The sequence below is a fragment of the Rhizobium sp. BK602 genome, from assembly GCF_014195095.1.
GTDB lineage: Bacteria > Pseudomonadota > Alphaproteobacteria > Rhizobiales > Rhizobiaceae > Rhizobium.
In genome coordinates this window covers 952973-972072 of the sequence record NZ_JACIBC010000002.1, presented here as the reverse complement: position 1 = coordinate 972072, position 19100 = coordinate 952973, and the positions used below count along the sequence as shown (strand labels likewise).

16 protein-coding genes are annotated in these 19100 nt (G+C 62.8%); 12 read left to right on the top strand and 4 right to left on the bottom strand.

Annotated features, from left to right (window positions below; translation table 11 throughout):
* The first annotated feature begins 157 nt into the window (after positions 1 to 157).
* The 9 genes from FHX11_RS10225 (at position 158) to rpmG (ending at position 11728) form a co-directional block, all read left to right on the top strand.
* On the top strand, positions 158 to 1114 hold the full coding sequence (locus FHX11_RS10225) for an aspartate carbamoyltransferase catalytic subunit (RefSeq protein WP_184357459.1): 957 nt from the start codon (positions 158 to 160) through the stop codon (positions 1112 to 1114).
* Positions 1111 to 2400: a dihydroorotase gene (locus FHX11_RS10220; RefSeq protein ID WP_184357458.1), complete on the top strand. Its 1290-nt coding sequence runs from the start codon at positions 1111 to 1113 to the stop codon at positions 2398 to 2400. The genes FHX11_RS10225 and FHX11_RS10220 overlap by 4 nt, the downstream gene beginning before the upstream one ends.
* A 28-nt stretch (positions 2401 to 2428) precedes the next feature.
* Positions 2429 to 3049, top strand: coding sequence for a glycerol-3-phosphate 1-O-acyltransferase PlsY (gene plsY, locus FHX11_RS10215; RefSeq protein ID WP_184357457.1), 621 nt, complete (start codon positions 2429 to 2431; stop codon positions 3047 to 3049).
* Complete coding sequence (gene dprA / locus FHX11_RS10210) at positions 3049 to 4200, top strand: DNA-processing protein DprA (protein WP_184357456.1); 1152 nt, start codon at positions 3049 to 3051, stop codon at positions 4198 to 4200. Before plsY ends, dprA begins: the two co-directional genes overlap by 1 nt.
* A 240-nt stretch (positions 4201 to 4440) precedes the next feature.
* A complete protein-coding gene (topA, locus tag FHX11_RS10205) occupies positions 4441 to 7113 on the top strand; it encodes a type I DNA topoisomerase (protein ID WP_184357545.1) in 2673 nt (890 codons plus the stop codon).
* Complete coding sequence (gene rnr / locus FHX11_RS10200; protein WP_184357455.1) at positions 7110 to 9488, top strand: ribonuclease R; 2379 nt, start codon at positions 7110 to 7112, stop codon at positions 9486 to 9488. Before topA ends, rnr begins: the two co-directional genes overlap by 4 nt.
* 30 nt (positions 9489 to 9518) lie before the next feature.
* Complete coding sequence (locus FHX11_RS10195) at positions 9519 to 9974, top strand: DUF983 domain-containing protein (protein WP_184357454.1); 456 nt, start codon at positions 9519 to 9521, stop codon at positions 9972 to 9974.
* Between the two features lie 306 nt (positions 9975 to 10280).
* A complete protein-coding gene (locus FHX11_RS10190; RefSeq protein ID WP_184357453.1) occupies positions 10281 to 11465 on the top strand; it encodes an MFS transporter in 1185 nt (394 codons plus the stop codon).
* Between the two features lie 95 nt (positions 11466 to 11560).
* On the top strand, positions 11561 to 11728 hold the full coding sequence (gene rpmG, locus FHX11_RS10185) for a 50S ribosomal protein L33 (protein WP_003587245.1): 168 nt from the start codon (positions 11561 to 11563) through the stop codon (positions 11726 to 11728).
* Positions 11729 to 12534: 806 nt separating this feature from the next.
* On the opposite strand, the gene FHX11_RS10180 is transcribed toward rpmG, so the two are convergent.
* Positions 12535 to 13908: a PleD family two-component system response regulator gene (locus tag FHX11_RS10180; RefSeq protein ID WP_184357452.1), complete on the bottom strand. Its 1374-nt coding sequence runs from the start codon at positions 13906 to 13908 to the stop codon at positions 12535 to 12537.
* 16 nt (positions 13909 to 13924) lie between these two features.
* A complete protein-coding gene (locus FHX11_RS10175; protein WP_007531841.1) occupies positions 13925 to 14296 on the bottom strand; it encodes a response regulator in 372 nt (123 codons plus the stop codon).
* 131 nt (positions 14297 to 14427) lie between these two features.
* On the opposite strand from FHX11_RS10175, the gene FHX11_RS10170 reads away from it, so the two are divergent.
* Together FHX11_RS10170 and FHX11_RS10165 are read left to right on the top strand one after the other, a co-directional pair.
* The gene (locus FHX11_RS10170) at positions 14428 to 14736 is read left to right on the top strand and encodes a DUF3572 domain-containing protein (RefSeq protein ID WP_184357451.1); all 309 of its coding nucleotides are present in this window, start codon (positions 14428 to 14430) and stop codon (positions 14734 to 14736) included.
* Positions 14737 to 14738: 2 nt separating this feature from the next.
* Complete coding sequence (locus tag FHX11_RS10165; protein ID WP_184357450.1) at positions 14739 to 15386, top strand: hypothetical protein; 648 nt, start codon at positions 14739 to 14741, stop codon at positions 15384 to 15386.
* A 17-nt stretch (positions 15387 to 15403) separates the two neighbouring features.
* Here the strand turns inward: FHX11_RS10165 and FHX11_RS10160 are convergent, their stop codons facing one another.
* Positions 15404 to 15985, bottom strand: a complete 582-nt coding sequence (locus tag FHX11_RS10160) for a GNAT family N-acetyltransferase (protein ID WP_184357449.1) — start codon at positions 15983 to 15985, stop codon at positions 15404 to 15406.
* 81 nt (positions 15986 to 16066) lie between these two features.
* On the opposite strand from FHX11_RS10160, the gene FHX11_RS10155 reads away from it, so the two are divergent.
* Positions 16067 to 17356, top strand: a complete 1290-nt coding sequence (locus FHX11_RS10155; protein ID WP_184357448.1) for a DNA polymerase IV — start codon at positions 16067 to 16069, stop codon at positions 17354 to 17356.
* Here FHX11_RS10155 and FHX11_RS10150 read toward each other — a convergent pair.
* Positions 17326 to 19086, bottom strand: coding sequence for a GNAT family N-acetyltransferase (locus FHX11_RS10150; RefSeq protein ID WP_184357447.1), 1761 nt, complete (start codon positions 19084 to 19086; stop codon positions 17326 to 17328). The genes FHX11_RS10155 and FHX11_RS10150 overlap by 31 nt on opposite strands.
* Between the last annotated feature and the right edge of the window lie 14 nt (positions 19087 to 19100).

Below are 19100 nucleotides of genomic sequence, written 5' to 3'. Positions count from 1 at the left end.
CAAAAGGAAACCGGAAGTTTTCGTCTTCCGAAATTAGCGATGTAGCGGGATTCCGATCAAATTGCATGGGGAACAAACGAGCTTATCCAAAGCCCGCGCTTGCCCCTGAGGCGCTCCCTCTTTATAGACCGCCTGACGAAATCCAGAGGGCAGGTTCATGGTCTTCTTTCCCCACCGCCATCTCATCGGCATCAAGGGCCTCACCGAACAAGATATCACCTATCTTCTCGACAAGGCCGACGAGGCGGTCAAGATCAGCCGCCAGCGCGAAAAGAAGACTTCGACGCTGCGTGGATTGACACAGATCAATCTGTTTTTCGAAGCCTCGACCCGCACCCAATCCTCCTTCGAACTGGCCGGCAAACGCCTCGGCGCCGACGTGATGAACATGTCGGTCGGCAATTCCTCGGTGAAAAAGGGCGAGACGCTGATCGATACGGCGATGACGCTCAATGCCATGCGCCCCGACGTCCTCGTCATCCGCCATTCCAGCGCCGGCGCGGCCGCGCTACTGGCGCAGAAGGTCTCCTGCTCCGTCGTCAACGCCGGCGACGGCCAGCACGAGCATCCGACCCAGGCGCTGCTCGACGCGCTGACCATCCGCCGCGCCAAGGGCAAGCTGTCGCGCATCATCGTGGCGATCTGTGGCGACGTGCTGCATTCGCGCGTCGCCCGCTCCAACATCCTGCTGTTGAATGCCATGGGCGCGCGCGTCCGCGTCGTCGCGCCCGCCACGCTGCTGCCCGCCGGCATTGCCGACATGGGCGTCGAGGTCTTCCACTCGATGAAGGAAGGGCTGAAGGACGCCGATGTGGTGATGATGCTGCGGCTGCAGCGCGAGCGCATGTCGGGTGCCTTCGTTCCGTCGGTGCGCGAATATTATCGCTTCTACGGGCTCGACGCCGAGACCCTGAAGGCAGCCAAGGAGGATGCGCTCGTCATGCATCCCGGCCCGATGAACCGCGGCGTCGAAATCGCCTCCGAAGTGGCCGACGGCCCGCAAAGCGTCATCGCCGAACAGGTGGAAATGGGCGTTGCCGTGCGCATGGCCGTCATGGAGGCGCTGCTGATCTCGCAGAACCAGGGACCGCGCACCGAGGGAGCTGGCGCATGAGCAACTCGATCGTCCTCCGGAATGTCCGCATCATCGACCCCTCGCGCAATCTCGATGAAGTCGGCACGATCATCGTCGAAAACGGTATCATTGTCGCCGCCGGCAAGGATGCGACGGGGCAGACCGCGCCGAAGGGGGCCGACGTGCGCGATTGCACCGGCCTCGTCGCCGCTCCCGGCCTTGTCGATGCCCGCGTGCATGTCGGCGAACCGGGCGGCGAGCATCGCGAGACCATCGCCTCGGCGAGCCGCGCGGCGGCGGCTGGCGGCGTCACCTCTTTCATCATGATGCCGGACACCGATCCGGTCATCGACGACATCGCACTGGTCGAATTCGTGCGGAAGACGGCCCGCGACACCGCCGTCGTCAATGTCTATCCCGCCGCCGCCCTCACCAAGGGGCTCGCCGGCGAGGAAATGACCGAAATCGGCCTTCTGCGCGAGGCCGGCGCCGTCGTCTTCACCGACGCGCATTCCGGCGTCCATGACACGCAGGTCCTGCGCCGCATCATGACCTATGCGCGCGAATTCGGCGCCGTCGTCTCCTGCGAGACCCGCGACAAATATCTCGGCGCCAACGGCGTCATGCATGAGGGGCTGCTTGCAAGCTGGCTCGGGCTTGCCGGCATTCCGAAGGAGGCCGAGCTCATTCCGCTCGAGCGGGATCTCAGGATCGCGGCGCTGACGCGCAGCCACTATCACGCGGCGATGATTTCGGTGCCGGAATCGGCCGAAGCCATCCGTCTCGCCCGCTCGCGCGGCGCCAAGGTCACCTGCGGCATCTCGATCAACAATCTGGCGCTGAACGAAAACGACATCGGCGAATACCGCACCTTCTTCAAGCTCTATCCGCCGCTGCGTTCCGAGGATGACCGCACGGCCATGATCGAGGCGCTGGCGGATGGCACCATCGACATCATCGTCTCGTCGCACGACCCGCAGGACGTGGACACCAAGCGCCTGCCGTTCGGCGAAGCGGAGGACGGCGCCGTCGGGCTCGAAACGCTGCTTGCCGCGGCCCTTCGCCTCCATCACAGCGGCCAGGTCGGCCTGATGCGGCTGATCGATGCCCTGTCGACCCGGCCGGCGCAGATCTTCGGCCTCGATGCCGGGACGCTGAAGCCGGGCGCAAAAGCGGATATCGTGCTGATCGATCTCGATGAGCCTTGGCTTGTCGCCAAAGACATGCTTCTTTCGCGCTCGAAGAACACACCGTTCGAAGACGCAAGGATGAGCGGCCGGCCGGTTGCGACCTATGTCGCCGGCAGGCTGGTTCATAGTCTCTGAGCGAAGCTGAAGCCTATAGGAAGAAGACGTGATGGCTGAATTCTGGACCTGGCAGCTCTCCCCGCAGACCGCGCTCGCGGCAGCCGTCATCGGCTATCTGCTTGGCTCCATCCCTTTCGGTCTGGTCCTGACGCGCATGGCGGGGCTCGGCGATGTCCGCAATATCGGTTCGGGCAATATCGGCGCGACCAATGTTCTGCGTACCGGCAACAAGGGGCTCGCGGGCGCGACATTTTTGCTCGACGCCTTGAAGGGCACGGCCGCCGTGCTGCTCGTCTCGCATTTCTTCGGCGAGGACGCCGGCATACTGGCCGGCTTTGCCGCCTTTCTAGGCCATATCTTCCCGGTTTGGATCGGCTTCAAGGGCGGCAAGGGGGTCGCGACCTATCTCGGCATCCTTCTCGGTCTGGCGCCGTTCATGGCGCTGATCTTCGCCATCGTCTGGCTGGTCATCGCCTTCACGACCCGCTACTCCTCGCTTTCCGCATTGGTTGCAACACTTGTCATTCCGGTTGCATTATGGATATTGGGCGCTGACAAGATCGCCGCCGCCATGGCGGTGATGACCGTCATCTCCTGGTACAAGCACAGGGCGAATATCGCGCGGCTGACCGCCGGCACGGAAAGCAAGATCGGAGCGAAGGGATAATGGCAACGGGCAGCGCAGGACGAACCGGGATTGCGCTGACCGACAAACAAAGGATCGCCTGGCTCAGGCTCATCCGTTCCGACAATGTCGGCCCGACCACCTTCCGCGACCTCATCAATCATTACGGCTCGGCCGAAACCGCCCTGGCCATGCTGCCAGAACTGTCGCAGCGCGGCGGCTCGACGCGCGCAATCCGTATTGCCAGCGAGCAGGATGCGCTGAGGGAGCTGGAGGCGCTGCATCGTTTCGGCGGCCGGTTCGTCGGCATCGGCGAGCCGGATTATCCGCAGGCATTGCGCGAGATCGACGGCGCGCCGCCGCTTCTGGCCGTCAAGGGCAATCTCGCCATGGCCACGCGGCCGGCCATCGGCATCGTCGGCTCACGCAACGCCTCGATCAGCGGCGCCAAGTTCGCGGCGATGATCGCGCGCGCCTGCGGCAAGGCCGGCTATGCCGTCATCTCGGGCCTGGCACGCGGCATCGACACAGCCGCACACCGCGCCAGCCTGGAAACCGGCACCATAGCCGCCATGGCCGGCGGCCTCGACCAGCCCTACCCGCCAGAGAATATCGGCCTCCTGAACGAGATCTGGGACGGCAACGGCCTTGCCGTCAGCGAGATGCCATTCGGCTGGGAGCCTCGAGCGCGTGATTTCCCGCGCCGCAACCGGCTGATCGCGGGCATCCCCCTCGGTGTCGTGGTCATCGAGGCCGCGACGCGCTCCGGCTCGCTCATCACCGCACGCCTGGCCGGCGAATTCGGCCGGCTGGTTTTTGCCGTCCCCGGCTCGCCCCTCGACCCGCGCTGCGAAGGCACGAATGGCCTGCTGAAGGATGGCGCGATGATCGTGACCAAGCCGGAGGATATCGTCGATGCGCTGCGGCCGCTTGCCGAACCCGACCTCTTCCGCCCGCAGCTTGCGGAGGCGCCCATCGAAAGGAGCGGCAAGACACTGTCGCTGCCGCCCGACGATACCGACCGCGATCAGATCGTCGACGCGCTCGGGCCGACACCGGTGGAGATCGACGACATTATCCGGCATACTGGCCTCTCGGTATCGGCTGTTCATTCCGTGCTTCTCGAGCTGGATATGGCCGGCCGGCTGCATCGGCATCCCGGCGGACTGGTGTCGGTCGCAATGCTGGATTGAAGACAAGACGCAGCATCCCGATATGATGGCTGCACGTCCGTCCGAGGCATAGACAAGCATTTCTTCGGGATGTAGCACAGATGCCATCCGACGGGGATCGCGGCATTGCGCCGATGGCAAAAATCGACATCGCCTCTTGACCGCGACGAATTCCCTGTCCATGTCGGAAGGCCGGGGAGCGAAAATACCCGGTCTCTCCCGCGCCTTTTCCCGGCGCGACCTCTTATTCAGAGATTTATGATGAACGTTGTAGTGGTGGAATCGCCTGCCAAGGCCAAGACAATCAACAAGTATCTGGGACCCGGATATAAGGTTCTTGCTTCCTTCGGCCATGTGCGAGACCTGCCCGCCAAGGACGGCTCGGTCCTGCCCGATCAGGACTTCGAGATGCTGTGGGAAGTCGATGGCGCCTCGCAGAAACGCATCAAGGACATCGCCGACGCGGTGAAATCCTCCGACAGCCTGTTTCTCGCGACCGACCCGGATCGCGAAGGCGAAGCCATTTCCTGGCATGTGCTCGACCTGCTCAACAAGAAGCGCGTCATCAATGGCAAGCCGGTCAAGCGCGTCGTCTTCAACGCCATCACCAAGAAGGCCGTGCTCGATGCGATGGCCGACCCGCGCGACATCGACGTGCCGCTGGTCGACGCCTATCTCGCCCGCCGCGCCCTCGACTATCTTGTCGGCTTCAACCTGTCGCCGGTTCTCTGGCGCAAGCTGCCCGGCGCCCGTTCGGCCGGCCGTGTCCAGTCGGTGGCCCTGCGCCTTGTCTGCGATCGTGAAACCGAGATCGAGCGCTTCATTTCCGAGGAATACTGGAACCTCTCGGCCATTCTGAAGACGCCGCGCGGTGACGAATTCGAGGCCCGATTGGTAGCCGCCAACGGCAAGCGCCTGCAGCCGCGTTCGATCGGCAACGGCGAGGAGGCCGGCAAGCTGAAGGCGCTGCTGGAAGGTGCGACCTATGTCGTCGACAGCGTCGAGGCGAAGCCCGTCAAGCGCAATCCGAGCCCGCCCTTCACCACCTCGACCCTGCAGCAGGCCGCATCCTCCAAGCTCGGCTTCTCGGCCTCGCGCACCATGCAGGTGGCGCAGAAGCTCTATGAAGGCGTCGACATCGGCGGCGAGACCGTCGGTCTCATCACCTATATGCGAACGGACGGCGTGCAGATGGCGCCGGAAGCGATCGAGGCGGCCCGGCATGCCATCGCCGACCAGTTCGGCAATCGCTACCTGCCGGAAAAGGCCCGCTTCTACTCGACCAAGGCCAAGAACGCCCAGGAAGCACACGAAGCGATCCGCCCGACCGATTTCGACCGCACGCCGGATCGTGTCCGCAAGTTCCTCGATGCCGACCAGCTCAAGCTTTACGACCTGATCTGGAAGCGCGGCATCGCCAGCCAGATGGCCTCGGCCGAGATCGAGCGCACCACGGTCGAGATTCTCGCCGACAATGCCGGCGAGAAGGCCGGCCTGCGCGCCGTCGGCTCGGTGATCCGTTTCGACGGCTTCATCGCCGCCTATACCGACCAGAAGGAAGACGGCGAGCAGAGCGACGATGCCGACGACGAGGATGGCCGCCTGCCGGAGATCAATGCGCGCGAAAATCTTGCCAAGCAGAAGATCAATTCGACGCAGCATTTCACCGAACCGCCGCCGCGTTATTCGGAAGCGTCGCTGATCAAGAAGATGGAAGAGCTCGGCATCGGCCGGCCGTCGACCTATGCGGCGACGCTGGCGACGCTGCGCGACCGCGACTATGTGACGATCGACAAGCGCAAGCTGGTGCCGCAGGCCAAGGGCAGGCTTGTCACCGCCTTCCTTGAAAGCTTCTTCACCAAATATGTCGAATACGATTTCACCGCCGATCTGGAAGAGAAACTCGACCGCATCTCGGCCGGCGAATTGAACTGGAAAGACGTGCTGCGCGAGTTCTGGCGCGACTTCTTCGCCCAGATCGAGGACACCAAGGAACTGCGCGTCACCAACGTGCTCGACGCGCTGAACGAGGCACTGGCACCGCTGGTCTTCCCCAAGCGCGAAGACGGCAGCGATCCGCGCGTCTGCCAGGTCTGCGGCACTGGCAACCTGTCGCTGAAGCTCGGCAAATACGGCGCCTTCATCGGCTGCTCGAACTATCCGGAATGCAATTATACCCGCCAGCTTTCCTCGGAAGGCGGCGCGGAAGCTGAATCCACGGGGCTCAACGAACCGAAGGCGCTCGGCACCGATCCGGTGACCGGCGAGGAGCTGACGCTGCGCTCCGGCCGTTTCGGACCCTATATTCAGCGCGGCGACGGCAAGGAAGCCAAGCGCGCCTCGCTGCCGAAGGGCTGGAAGCCCGAGGATATCGACTACGAGAAGGCCATGGCGCTGATCTCGCTGCCGCGCGACATCGGCAAGCATCCGGAATCGGGCAAGATGATCTCCTCCGGCATCGGCCGCTACGGTCCCTTCCTGCTGCATGACGGCAGCTATGCCAACCTCGAAAGCGTCGAAGACGTCTTTACCGTCGGGCTCAACCGCGCCGTTACCGTGCTTGCCGAAAAGCAGAGCAAGGCGGCCGGCGGCGGGCGCGGCGGTACGCCTGCGGCGCTGAAGGATCTCGGCGAGCATCCCGATGGCGGCGGCTCCATCACCGTTCGCGACGGCAAATACGGGCCCTATGTCAATTGGGGCAAGGTCAACGCCACCCTGCCGAAGGGCACGGACCCGCAGGCGATCACCGTCGAGGAAGCGCTGGTGCTGATCGCCGCGAAGGCGGGGAAAGCCGGCGGCGGCAAGACCGCCAAGGCGCCCGCGAAAGCAAAAAGCAAGACGGCGGCCGCAGCCAGCAAGACGACCAAGACCACCGCCAAGCCGAAGGCCAAATCGGCCGCCAAGGCGAAGACAGCAAAGAAGAGTGCAGAGTGAGCAGAGAACCGCGCGGCAGGAATTCATCGCCGGAGCGCCGCTCCGGTAAGGCAGGCCGCGTGACGAAAAAGGGCGGTGACGCGGAGCCGATGATGGCGATCATCCACGGCGTCCTGCCGCCGCGCGAGGTTCTCCTGCGCTTCATCGCCGAGCATCCGCAGCAGGCATCCAAGCGGGAACTCGCCAAGGCCTTCGGGCTGAAGGGCGAAGCCCGCGTCGAACTCAAGACCCTGCTGCGCGAGCTCGAACAGGACGGCATGGTGCAAAAGAGCCGCAAGTCGCTCATCCGCCCTGGCGCGCTGCCGCCGATCGCCGTGCTCGATATCACCACCCGCGACAAGGATGGCGAGCTGATCGCCCGTCCGACGGAATGGGCCGAAGAGAGCGGCGTCGCGCCGGCTGTCCTCGTCCGGCAATCCTCCTCGCCCGCCGGCCGTAACGGCAAGGGCAAGGCGCCCGTCGCCGGCATGGGCGACCGCATCCTCGCCAAGATATTCCCGGCCGTCGACCGCGGCGGGCCGGCCTATACCGCCCGCATCATCAAGGTCATCGACAAGCGTCAGGCCGCCTCCATGGGCGTCTTCCGCGAAACGCCGGGTGGCGGCGGTCGTCTGATGCCGATCGAGCGGCGCGGCGAGGAAATGGTGATCGATCCGGACTATACCGGCGAGGCCAAGGACGGCGATCTGGTCGAAGTCGAAGTGGCGCGTCTCGGCCGTTTCGGCCTGCAGCGCGCCAAGGTCCTGTCGGTCGTCGGTTCCGTCGCTTCGGAAAAGGCGATCTCGATGATCGCCATCCATGCGCATGGCATTCCGCATGTCTTCCCCCCGGCCGCCATCGCCGAGGCGGACGCGGCCAAGCCGGCCACCATGGCGCACCGCGAGGACTGGCGCAGCCTGCCGCTGATCACCATCGACCCCGCCGACGCCAAGGACCACGACGACGCCGTCTATGCCGAAATGGACCCCTCGCCCGACAATCCCGACGGCGTGATCGTCACCGTCGCCATTGCCGACGTCTCCTGGTACGTCCGGCCCGGCTCCGCGCTCGACCGCGAGGCCCTGAAGCGCGGCAATTCGGTCTATTTCCCCGACCGCGTCGTGCCGATGCTGCCGGAGCGCATCTCCAACGATCTCTGCTCGCTCAAGGAAGGCGTCGATCGCCCCGCCCTTGCCGTGCGGATGATCTTTTCCAAGGAAGGCCGCAAGGCGGGGCATACCTTCCACCGCATCATGATGAAGAGTGCCGCCAAGCTCTCCTACCAGCAGGCGCAGGCGGCGATCGACGGTCAACCGGACGACAAGACCGGCCCGATGCTGGAACCGATCCTGAAGCCTCTTTGGCACGCCTACAGGGTCATGCAGCGCGGCCGCGACCGGCGCCAGCCGCTCGAACTCGACATGCCCGAACGCAAGATCCTGCTGAAGCCGGACGGCACGGTCGACCGCGTCTTCGTTCCGCCGCGCCTCGATGCCCATAAGCTCATCGAAGAAATGATGATCCAGGCGAACGTCGCCGCCGCCGAGACGCTGGAAAAGAAGCGGCAAGTGCTGATCTATCGTATCCACGACGGCCCGACGCTCGCCAAGCAGGAAGTGCTGCGCGAATTCCTGGCCACCCTCGGCATCTCGCTTGCCAAGGGCGGCAATGTCCGCGCCAACAGCTTCAACGGCATTCTGGCGAAGGCCGAGGGGACCGCGCATCAGACCATGGTCAACGAGATGGTGCTGCGCTCGCAGAGCCAGGCGATCTACAGCCCTGACAATATCGGGCATTTCGGCCTGAACCTGATGAAATACGCGCATTTCACCTCGCCGATCCGCCGCTATGCCGACCTGATCGTACATCGCGCCCTCGTCGGCTCGCTCGGCTTCGGCGAAGGCGGCATCACGCCCGACGAGGAGGCAGCCCTCGACGATATTGCCGCCGAGATTTCCACCTTCGAGCGCCGCGCCATGGCGGCCGAGCGCGAGACGGTCGACCGGCTGATCGCCCATCATCTCGCCGGCCGCGTCGGCGAAGAATTCCAGGCGCGCGTCGGCGGCGTCACCAAGGCGGGACTTTTTGTCACCCTGCCGGACTATGGCGCCGACGGTTTCATCCCTATATCTACGCTCGGCTCCGACTATTTCATCTATGACGAGGCGCATCAGGCGCTGACCGGTGAAAGGACGGGGCTCGGCTATCGCCTCGGCGACGGCGTGACGGTGCGTCTGGCGGAAGCGATCCCGCTGGCCGGCGCGCTGCGCTTCGAGATGCTGAGCGACGGCCGTCCGATGCCAACCGCCGTGCGTTCCTTCCACAAGGCGACGCGCCGCAACAAGAGCCCGGCGCGCAAGGCGCCTGGAACGAGACCACCGCGCGGCCGCCGATGAAGGACGGCTGCCGGCAGGAAGGAAACATTCATGACGAGCAGCCCGTCCGATACCACCATCCGCTACGGCAGCCCCGAAGAGGCGGAGCGTCCGCTCGGACGCTCGATCCTGCGCGGCATGCTGAACCGCTGCCCGCGCTGCGGCACCGGCAAGCTCTTTCGCTCCTTCCTGAAGCCCGTCGACCGCTGCGCCGTCTGCGGCGAAGACATGTCCCACCAGCGCGCCGACGACCTGCCGCCCTATCTGGTGATCCTCGTGCTCGGCCATATCGTCGTCGGTGGCTACATGATGGTCGACATGGCCTATCCGCTGCCGATCTGGGTCCATCTCGCCATCTGGGCGCCGATCACGGTGATCACCGCGCTTGCCGCCATCCAGCCGATCAAGGGCGGCGTGATCGGCCTGCAATGGGCGCTCCGGATGCATGGCTTCGGCGGCCATGACGACAGTCCCGAAGAATGGGATCAGGGAAACGACCGTTCGTGAATGACGGTTCCTTGAGCATGGCGCCAGCCTTGCCGGCTGGCCCGCACCGCCATGCGCCCCTGCGCTCATCGAGGCGAAGAGAGGCCGATCCACCGCATATGAGTGATTCGCCGGGGTTGCCACAGCTCCACCGGCTTGACATCGGCTGCATTTCTTGCCTGAACATGCCGGGCGTCGAAAGGATCATTCTGGAGGGTGTGATCGATCCCATGAAAGCCGACCCGTCATCTGGATTTGGCCGAGCCGTGCCTTTCTGTCCCCCGCGTCGCGAACGATTCGTTCGCAACATGCACTAAGGATCAATTCATGTCAGAACCGACGAACGGCAAGGCCGGTCATGTCGAGGAAATTCATTGGCCTTCGCTCGTCGCTGCCATTTCGTCCGTTTCCGCCGTCGGCATCGCCATCGGCCTCGGCCTTCCGCTTCTCAGCATCATTCTGGAAAAACGCGGCATTCCCTCGAGCCTGATCGGGCTGAACACGGCGATGATGGGGATCGCCGCCATGCTCGCGGCGCTGATCACCACCAAGCTCGCCCATCGATTCGGCGTCGTGCAGACGATGATCTGGGCCGTGGTGCTCTCGGCGCTGAGTTCGCTCGGCTTCTATTACGCCGATAGCCTGGTGCTCTGGTTTCCGCTGCGCCTGATCTTCCACGGGTCCACCACGACGCTGTTCATCCTGTCGGAATTCTGGATCAACGCCGCCTCCCCGCCCTCCAAGCGCGGCTTCGTGCTCGGCCTCTATTCCACGGTGTTCTCGCTGGGTTTCGCGGCCGGTCCGCTGCTGTTCTCGCTGGTCGGCAGCGAGGGACTGCTGCCGTTTGCCATCGGCGCCTGCATCATTCTCGCCGCGACCATACCGATCTTCATCGCCCGCAACGAAAGCCCAATCGTCGATGAAAAGCCGGAACTGCATTTCGTCCGCTACATCTTCCTGGTGCCGACGGCCACGGCCGCCGTCTTCGTGTTCGGCGCCGTCACCGTCGGCGGCGGCTCCCTTTTCACCAGCTATGCCACGCGCCTCGGCTTCAACGAATCACAGGCGGCGCTGCTGCTGACGGTGATGGGTGTCGGCAACTTCGTCTTCCAGATCCCGCTGGGATTGCTTGCCGATCATTTGCGCGACAAGCGGCCCCTTCTGTCGATCATGGCCGCCATCGGCCTCGTCGGAGCGCTGCTGCTGCCGTCGCTGTCGTCCAACTGGATCGTGCTCGCGGTCATCCTCTTGTTCTGGGGCGGCTGTGTCTCCGGCATGTATACGGTGGGCCTCAGCCATCTCGGCACGCGGCTGACGGGCTCCGACCTCGTCGCCGCCAATGCCGCCTTCGTTTTCTGTTATGCGATCGGCATGGTGCTCGGCCCGCCAACCGTCGGCACCGCCATGGATATCGCCAATCCCAGCGGCTTTGCCTGGGCAATCGCGTTTTTCTTCGGCCTTTATGTCCTGCTTTCGGGGATACGGCTTCTTTTCATGGGCAACAGAGGTTGACTTTTCGGGCGCGATTTGTATTTTCGCGCCAGAATTTGCCGTGGACCACCGCACTGGCCGTCCACGGCTTTCATTTTCTTAAAGGCAGGACGACCATGGCCAAGGCTACCACCATCAAGATCAAGCTGCTGTCGACGGCCGACACCGGTTTCTTCTACGTCACGACGAAGAACAGCCGTACGATGACGGACAAGATGACGAAGACGAAGTACGACCCGATTGCTAAGAAGCACGTCGAGTTCAAGGAAACGAAGATCAAGTAAGTTTCCGAACTTCTGGTTATTAAAGAGGCGCGACCGAGAGGTTGGCGCCTTTTTCTTTGCCGGCTTACGGGCATCGGATATCGCGTGGCCGGAGAGCCGACATAGGTCGAGGATGCGTCGATATATGGACCAAAGAAAACGCCGCTCTCCCGAAAGAGGCGGCGTTTCCAATTCGGGGGCCGGCTAGCCTGCAAAACGGCACGAGGAACCGTTTGAATTTGCCTGCCAGCCGACCGACCCCACGACCCAGGAGATGCGGCGGACCTGAGCATCATGGGGTATTGCGAAACCCTCTCGGGCTATCTGTATACGAGACTAAATTTGCGCGAAATCGAAAGAAAATCAACAAATTCTTAATGATAAAAATTTTTCCTTTGACCGGATGGTTAAAACTCCCGCTTTCATTCAGTCCTGCCACTCGAAAAGATAGAAATTCCGGCGTGAGCCTATTCTAAAGCCGAAGAGATAGTCGGCGCATACATAGAAACTTTCAGCCAGAGATATTCAGGATCGATTTCATACTTTGCCGATGGGCATATTATGGATGGCGCCCCGATAGTCTTGAGCCGTCTCCACTTCGATGCCGACCGGCATATTGCGCACAATACATTTCGCTTGCCAGCCGATCGCCGACGATCAAGTATTTCCGCTTTCTTATACGACAATTATAAAGCTTATGCTGCTGCGGGATTCGGCCCACATATAATTGTGGAATAATCATTACATTTTTTTAAGCACTGCTCAAAACCGCGAAAAACCCGCGGATTTCAAAGGGTATTCAAGCGTCTCAGCCGGATCGATCCGGCTCAGGCCGCGGCTGCGACAACTCGGTTTCGGCCAGCCTTCTTGGCCTCATACAAAGCGCGATCGGCTTGCTTCATCAATTGCTCGGGTGTCTCGACGGTTTCCAGGCGGGATGAAATGCCGAAAGATGCGGTGATGGTGAGCGCCGCTCCGGTTTCCCGAAGCGTGACGGGTACGGTCTCCACCGCCGCGCGCAAACGCTCGGCAACGGCGGCTGCGATCTCCGGCGAGGTATCCGGCATCACCACGACGAATTCCTCCCCGCCATAGCGGCAGGCCAGATCCGCACCGCGCACAGTCGAGCGGATGCGGGAGGCAAACTCCTTCAGCACCTCGTCACCGGCGTCATGGCCATAGGTGTCGTTCACCAGCTTGAAGCGGTCTATGTCGGTGATCAGTATCGAGAGCGGCCGCCCTCTCGCCAGAGAGCGATCGAAGAGGATCTTCAGGTGATTGTCGAGATAGCGCCTGTTGTTCAGCCCGGTAAGGGCGTCCGTGACCGCCAGCTCGATCGTCTGCTGCACGCTGGCGCGCAGACGGTCATTGTACCGCTTGCGGCGGATCTGTGTCAGGCTGCGGGCCACCAGCTCGTTCGGGTCCAGCGGCCGGACGATATAATCGTTGACACCGAGATCGAGCGCCCGGACGATCATTTCGTCGGCCCCCTGCTCCGTCACCAGCAGCACCGGCAGGAAGCGCGTGCGCTCCAGCGACCGAAGCTGCGAGCAGAGCCGCAGCGGATCGTAGTCGTCGAAATTGGAGTTGACGATGACCAGCTCGAACGGCCGCTCCGCCGCCTCGAACAGTGCCGCCTGCGGATCGGATGTCGCCGTGACCTCCGCGATCGGCTTCAGGGCGCGGACGATGCGCTCCTGCGAATTGGCGCGGCCGTCGACGAGCAATATGTGCCCGCTCTCATCGGCGCGGCCGTCGCCCATGCGCAGCAAATCCTCGATGCCGAAATTGCGCGCCGTTTCGTTGCGCATCCGCAGCTCGTCGCTCAGCGTCTTCAGGCGCAGCAGGCTCTTGACGCGCGAGATAAGCTGCAGGTCGTTCACCGGCTTGGTGAGGAAATCGTCGGCACCGGCCTTCAGGCCGCGCACGCGGTCGGCGGGCTGATCCAGCGCCGTCACCATGACCACGGGGATATGCGAGGTGCGCGGATCGGATTTCAGCCGCTCGCAGACATCGAAACCGTCCATGCCCGGCATCATGATATCGAGCAGGACGAGATCGACCTGCGTGCTCTCGCAGACGGCGAGCGCCTTCAGCCCGTCTTCAGCCGTCAGCACCTCGAAATATTCGGCCAGCAGCCGCGCTTCAAGGAGCTTCACATTGGCCGGGATATCGTCGACTACCAGAATGCGCGCGGTCATCAGTCGTTCCCCGCGCTCAGGCGTCGCCCAGATAGGTCTTGATGGTCTCGATGAATTTCGGGACGGAGATCGGTTTCGAGACATAGGCCTCGCAGCCGCCCTGGCGAATACGCTCCTCGTCGCCCTTCATGGCGAAGGCGGTGACCGCGATCACCGGAATGACGTGCAGATCGTCATCCTCCTTCAGCCACTTCGTCACCTCCAGGCCGGAAACTTCCGGGAGCTGGATATCCATGAGAATCAGGTCGGGACGATATTTGCGAGCGAGATCAAGCGCTTCCATGCCGTTCCGTGTCTGGATCGTCGTATAGCCGGACGCCTCGATGAGATCGCGAAAGAGCTTCATATTCAGCTCGTTGTCTTCTACAATCATCACTTGCTTAGGCATGGAGAGCTGTCCCTGCATCCGGTATTGCATCCATTCGCTGAAAATATAAGGTCGCGGCAAATCGATTCCAGAAATATCTGTGCCCGACACTAGCGGCATTTGGTTGAAAAATAGGTAACTTACCCCTGGAAATGCAAAGTAACTTCAAGAACCCCAAGAAGGCCATCGCCGACCCGCAGGAAACTGCGATCGCGGTCCTCGGCTGGCTCGCCAACGAACCGGATATGTTCGGCCGTTTCCTGGCCTTGACTGGCGTCGAGCCCGCGCAGGTGCGCAATGCCATCAACGAGCCGGCCTTTCTTGCGGGGATGCTGGATTTTCTGATGAACCACGAGCCGACCTTGCTTGCCTTCTGTGAAGCGAGCGGGATAGCACCGGAGGCGGTCGCGGCGGCCTCGGCGCATTTCTCGCCGCCCGGCCTTTCCTCGGGAGAATATTGACCATGGATGCGCCAATCGACCTGGATATGTCGCATGTCCGTCTCGGCGACCGGCCGCTGATCGTCTGCGACGTCGATGATGTCGTGCTGCATTTCTTCGCGCCTTTCCTGTCGTTCATCGAGGCCGAAGGCCACGAATTCCTGCCGCGTTCGTTCCGGCTCACCGGCAACATCGTTTCGAAGGCCAGCGGCATCGCCCTCGAGGAAAACGAGGTTCATCGCCTGATCGAAGCCTTCTTCCAGGCGCAGGAACAATGGCAGACTCCCCTCGATCGCGTGATCGACACGCTTGCCGACTTCTCCAGGGATGCCGACATCGCCTTCCTCACCGCCATGCCGCCGCAATTCTCGGCGCAGCGCCGCCGCCTTCTCGACCGGCTTGGACTCACCTATCCGCTGCTGGCTTCCCTGCAGCCGAAAGGGCCGATCCTGCGCGCCCTGCATGGAGCCCGCTCCCTGCCCGTCGCCTTCGTCGACGACATGGCGCATAATCTGCATTCGGTTCGCGACCATGTCGAAAGCTGCCTCCTGATCAATCTGAAGCCGGATTCCGTCGTCCACCGCATGGCGCCGGCCGCATCCGCCGATATTGTCCAAACGAGCGATTGGAGCGAAGCGGCGTCCCTGATCCAGGCCCATATCGCCCGCTAGACCCGGCCGCGCCGCCATCACAAAGCAAGGCGCATCAAGGGGCGTCCATCCTTCCGCTTCGCCACCTCGGAAAATCCTGCCGCCTCGAAGATGCGCAGCGATCCGACATAAAGACCGACGGATTTCGATTGCTTCGTCCTCTCGATCGGACAGGCCTCGAGAATGCGCGCTCCGGAAGACCGGGCGAAATTCACCGCCTCCGACAGCATGCGATGGCTGTATCCCTTGCCGCGGTCGCGCGAATTCATGAAGAAGCAGCTCACCGCCCAGACCGAGGCATCTTCGGCATCGGCCGGATCGAGTGGCCGTGACACGGTTTTCGGCGAGTTCCATTGCGGCAGCTCCGGACGCGGCCCGACCTGCACCCAGGCGACCGGACGATCGCCGACATAACCGAGCATGCCGGGAGCAGGCCCGGCGGCGACACGCGCTTGCATGAAGGCCTTTTTAGCCTGCGGGTCCATTCTCTTCCGCTGCGCCGTCGGAACCCGGAAATGGGTGCACCAGCATCCGTAGCAGGCGCCGCTCGGTCCGAAGAGCGCCTCGAAATCATCCCAACGATCCCCGGTCAAAGGCAGCGCTCTCCATTCTTCCAACATATCCTCCCGATCGCTTTTCCCGCTTGAGACTCACGAGTTTAAAACATAAGGTGGCGATGTTCAATTTTTGTTCTCATCCTCATGACCAGCGCGCCCGACAGAGTTCCCGGTTTCTGCCGCGATTGCTTGAGCGAGCAATCGGCTGAGCGGAGCCGTTGCCGGGCCTGCGGCAGCCCCCGTCTCGTCTATCATCGCGAGCTATACGGCCTGACGCTCGCCCATATCGATTGCGACGCCTTCTATGCCTCGATTGAGAAGCGCGACAATCCGGAACTGGCAGACAAGCCGGTGATCGTCGGCGGCGGCAAGCGCGGCGTCGTCTCCACCGCCTGCTACATCGCCCGCATCCATGGCGTGCGCTCCGCCATGCCGATGTTCAAGGCGCTCGAGGCCTGTCCGCAGGCGGTCGTCATCCGCCCGAACATGGAAAAATATGTCCGCATCGGCCGCGAGGTACGCGCGCTGATGCAGGAACTGACGCCGCTGGTACAGCCGCTCTCGATCGACGAAGCCTTTCTGGAACTCGACGGCACGCAGCGTCTGCATCACGATCCACCGGCGCGCATCCTCGCCAAATTCGCCCGCCGTATCGAGCAGGAGATCGGCATCACCATCTCGGTCGGTCTTTCCTATTGCAAGTTCCTCGCCAAGGTCGCCTCCGACCTGCAAAAACCCCGCGGTTTTTCCGTTATCGGCCGCGAAGAGGCCCTTTCCTTTCTGGAACCGCGGCCGGTGACGACGATCTGGGGTGTGGGCAAGGCTTTCGCCGCCACACTCGAGAACGACGGCATCCGCACCATCGGTCAATTGCAGACCATGGAGGAAGGCGATCTGATGCGCCGATACGGGGTCATCGGCCAGCGGCTCTTCCGCCTGTCGCGCGGCATCGACGACCGCACGGTGCATCCGAACGAGGCAGCAAAAAGCGTTTCGGCGGAGACGACCTTCTTCGACGATATCTCCCGTCACGACGATCTCGTGCCGATCCTGCGCGATCTCTCGGAAAAGGTATCGCGCCGGCTGAAACGCAGCGGCATTGCCGGACAGACGGTGGTGCTGAAGCTCAAATCGGCCGATTTCAAGAGCCGCACCCGCAACCGGCGCCTGGAGGACCCGACGCAGCTTGCCGACCGCATCTTCCGCACCGGCCTGCGATTGCTGACGCCTGAAACCGACGGCACGAAATTCCGCCTGATCGGCATCGGCGTTACCGATCTCTGCGATGCCGGCCGGGCCGACCCGCCCGATCTGATAGACGAGCAGGCAACGCGCCGTGCCGCGGCGGAGGCGGCGATGGACAAGCTCCGGGAGAAATTCGGCAACAAGACCGTGGAAACCGGCTATACGTTCAACGGAAAGCGCGAGACCTGATTGATCGGCGGCAGGATATCGTCCTCGGCATCGAAAAGGGCGGCGCGATTGGCGAGTGCCTGCCGGTAGTCCGGCCTGATCGCCAGCGCTTTCTCATAGCTCGCCAGCGCTTCGTCGGGACGTCCGAGATGGCGCAGCGCATTGCCCTTGTTGTTGTGGGCGACGGCGTGGCTGGGGTCGAGCGCGATGGTTCGATCGTAGCGCACGATGGCACCCTCGAAATCCCGGAAGGCGGCGAGGATATTGCCATGGGTGCAATGGGCGGCCGCCGAGTCGGGACGAAGTTCCAGCGCCCGCATGATTTCCACTTCAGCCTCCCTGGCTTCGCCGCGTAGCATCAGGAGGATGCCGAGCCGATGTACCGCATCGAAATCCGACGGATTGGCGGCGATTGCGGCGCGACACTGTTTTTCCGCCTCGGCGCGTTCGATGGCTTGCTGATCGGCGCCCTTCAGCGAGACGCTCTCATCCGGCGAGATCGCCTGCCAGAGCATTCGTGATGCCGCGATGTCGCGATAGAGTGCCAATGCCTCGGCATGTTCCGGCGCGACGGCGAGTATCTGCCGGCAACCGATCTCGGCATCGCTCAGATCGCCCGCCGCCTGCAGGCTTTTGACACGCGCAAGCGCGATGAGCAGGCAATGCGGATCGAGCTGCTCACCGAGATTCCGTCCGGTTCGCGTATCGATCCGATAGCGCTCGACCCGCCGGCTGACGGAACCGAAGAGATATTTATGCGCATAGTCGCCGGGGCCGAGATCATAGATGCGGAAGCCGTTCTCTATCGCCCAGCGCACCGTATGCGCATGCAGCATCAGACCGGGAGACCCGTCCCGAACGGCGACATCGCGGGCGGTGAGAAATACACTCAGCCGCTTCCTGGGATGATCGATAAGGATGGCCGCGGCCGCGATCGGCGTTTCGTCCCGCCAAAGGATCGGCAGCAGGAGATCGCCGCCACGCATGCAGTCCGGCAGGACCGCTCGCGCATTGTCGAGGGTGTAGCGCAGATAGTTGGGATCACGCCATGCCCATTGCTTCTGCCAGAGGCTCAGCAGCGTCTCCAGGTCCTCCGCAACCGTTTCGCTGCCGCCATGGGTCACCCGCAGCGTTGCCGACCCGTCGAGATCGCGCAGGCAGCGGCGGATATTGCGCCGCGCGTGCCTATGCAGCTTTTCGTCGAGAAAGGAGGAGAAATCCGCCGGCAGCGTTGCATGGACATGGATCTCCGGATCGATCTTGCCGGCCGCCTCGGGATCGTCCGGCCGACGCTTGATCCGCTCCCCATTGAAATCACTCGCCGGAAACTGCTGGAGGAAAAGCCCGATCCGTTCCGATGAGCGATCGATGTCGTCCAGATGCAGACTGCGCCACGCGAAGGCGCGCAGACACTCCGCGAAGGCAGACATGGCCGCCCCCGCAAAAAAGGGATCACAAAGGATGCCCGTATTCGGCGCGAAATAGGAGCCGCCGGTCACGACGACATTATAGAACCCCCTGCCGCGCTCAAATCCGGTGCCGAGCTGTATCGGAAAGAAGGCCACATGGGGGTCGTCCGCCTCCTCCCTCGCCGCCAGCACGAACCAAGGCAATCCGCGCGAGGCAAACCAGCTCGATATCCAGGTCCAGGACAGGAAAGCATGGGCCTCCGGGTCGAGTTCATAGATCCGGTCCCATCCGTCCTTGAGCGATCGGAGGTCTTCCAAAGTCTCGATGATATCGACCTGCATGTCGAACCCCCACC

Coding starts and splice junctions, on each gene's coding strand:
- FHX11_RS10180 (WP_184357452.1), bottom strand. CDS start 13,908: ATGACCGCGCGCATTCTGGTAGTCGACGATATCCCGGCCAATGTGAAG.
- dprA (WP_184357456.1), top strand. CDS start 3,049: ATGGCAACGGGCAGCGCAGGACGAACCGGGATTGCGCTGACCGACAAA.
- FHX11_RS10190 (WP_184357453.1), top strand. CDS start 10,281: ATGTCAGAACCGACGAACGGCAAGGCCGGTCATGTCGAGGAAATTCAT.
- FHX11_RS10220 (WP_184357458.1), top strand. CDS start 1,111: ATGAGCAACTCGATCGTCCTCCGGAATGTCCGCATCATCGACCCCTCG.
- FHX11_RS10150 (WP_184357447.1), bottom strand. CDS start 19,086: ATGCAGGTCGATATCATCGAGACTTTGGAAGACCTCCGATCGCTCAAG.
- FHX11_RS10195 (WP_184357454.1), top strand. CDS start 9,519: ATGACGAGCAGCCCGTCCGATACCACCATCCGCTACGGCAGCCCCGAA.
- FHX11_RS10155 (WP_184357448.1), top strand. CDS start 16,067: ATGACCAGCGCGCCCGACAGAGTTCCCGGTTTCTGCCGCGATTGCTTG.
- FHX11_RS10225 (WP_184357459.1), top strand. CDS start 158: ATGGTCTTCTTTCCCCACCGCCATCTCATCGGCATCAAGGGCCTCACC.
- FHX11_RS10170 (WP_184357451.1), top strand. CDS start 14,428: ATGCAAAGTAACTTCAAGAACCCCAAGAAGGCCATCGCCGACCCGCAG.
- FHX11_RS10165 (WP_184357450.1), top strand. CDS start 14,739: ATGGATGCGCCAATCGACCTGGATATGTCGCATGTCCGTCTCGGCGAC.
- rpmG (WP_003587245.1), top strand. CDS start 11,561: ATGGCCAAGGCTACCACCATCAAGATCAAGCTGCTGTCGACGGCCGAC.
- FHX11_RS10175 (WP_007531841.1), bottom strand. CDS start 14,296: ATGCCTAAGCAAGTGATGATTGTAGAAGACAACGAGCTGAATATGAAG.
- FHX11_RS10160 (WP_184357449.1), bottom strand. CDS start 15,985: ATGTTGGAAGAATGGAGAGCGCTGCCTTTGACCGGGGATCGTTGGGAT.
- topA (WP_184357545.1), top strand. CDS start 4,441: ATGAACGTTGTAGTGGTGGAATCGCCTGCCAAGGCCAAGACAATCAAC.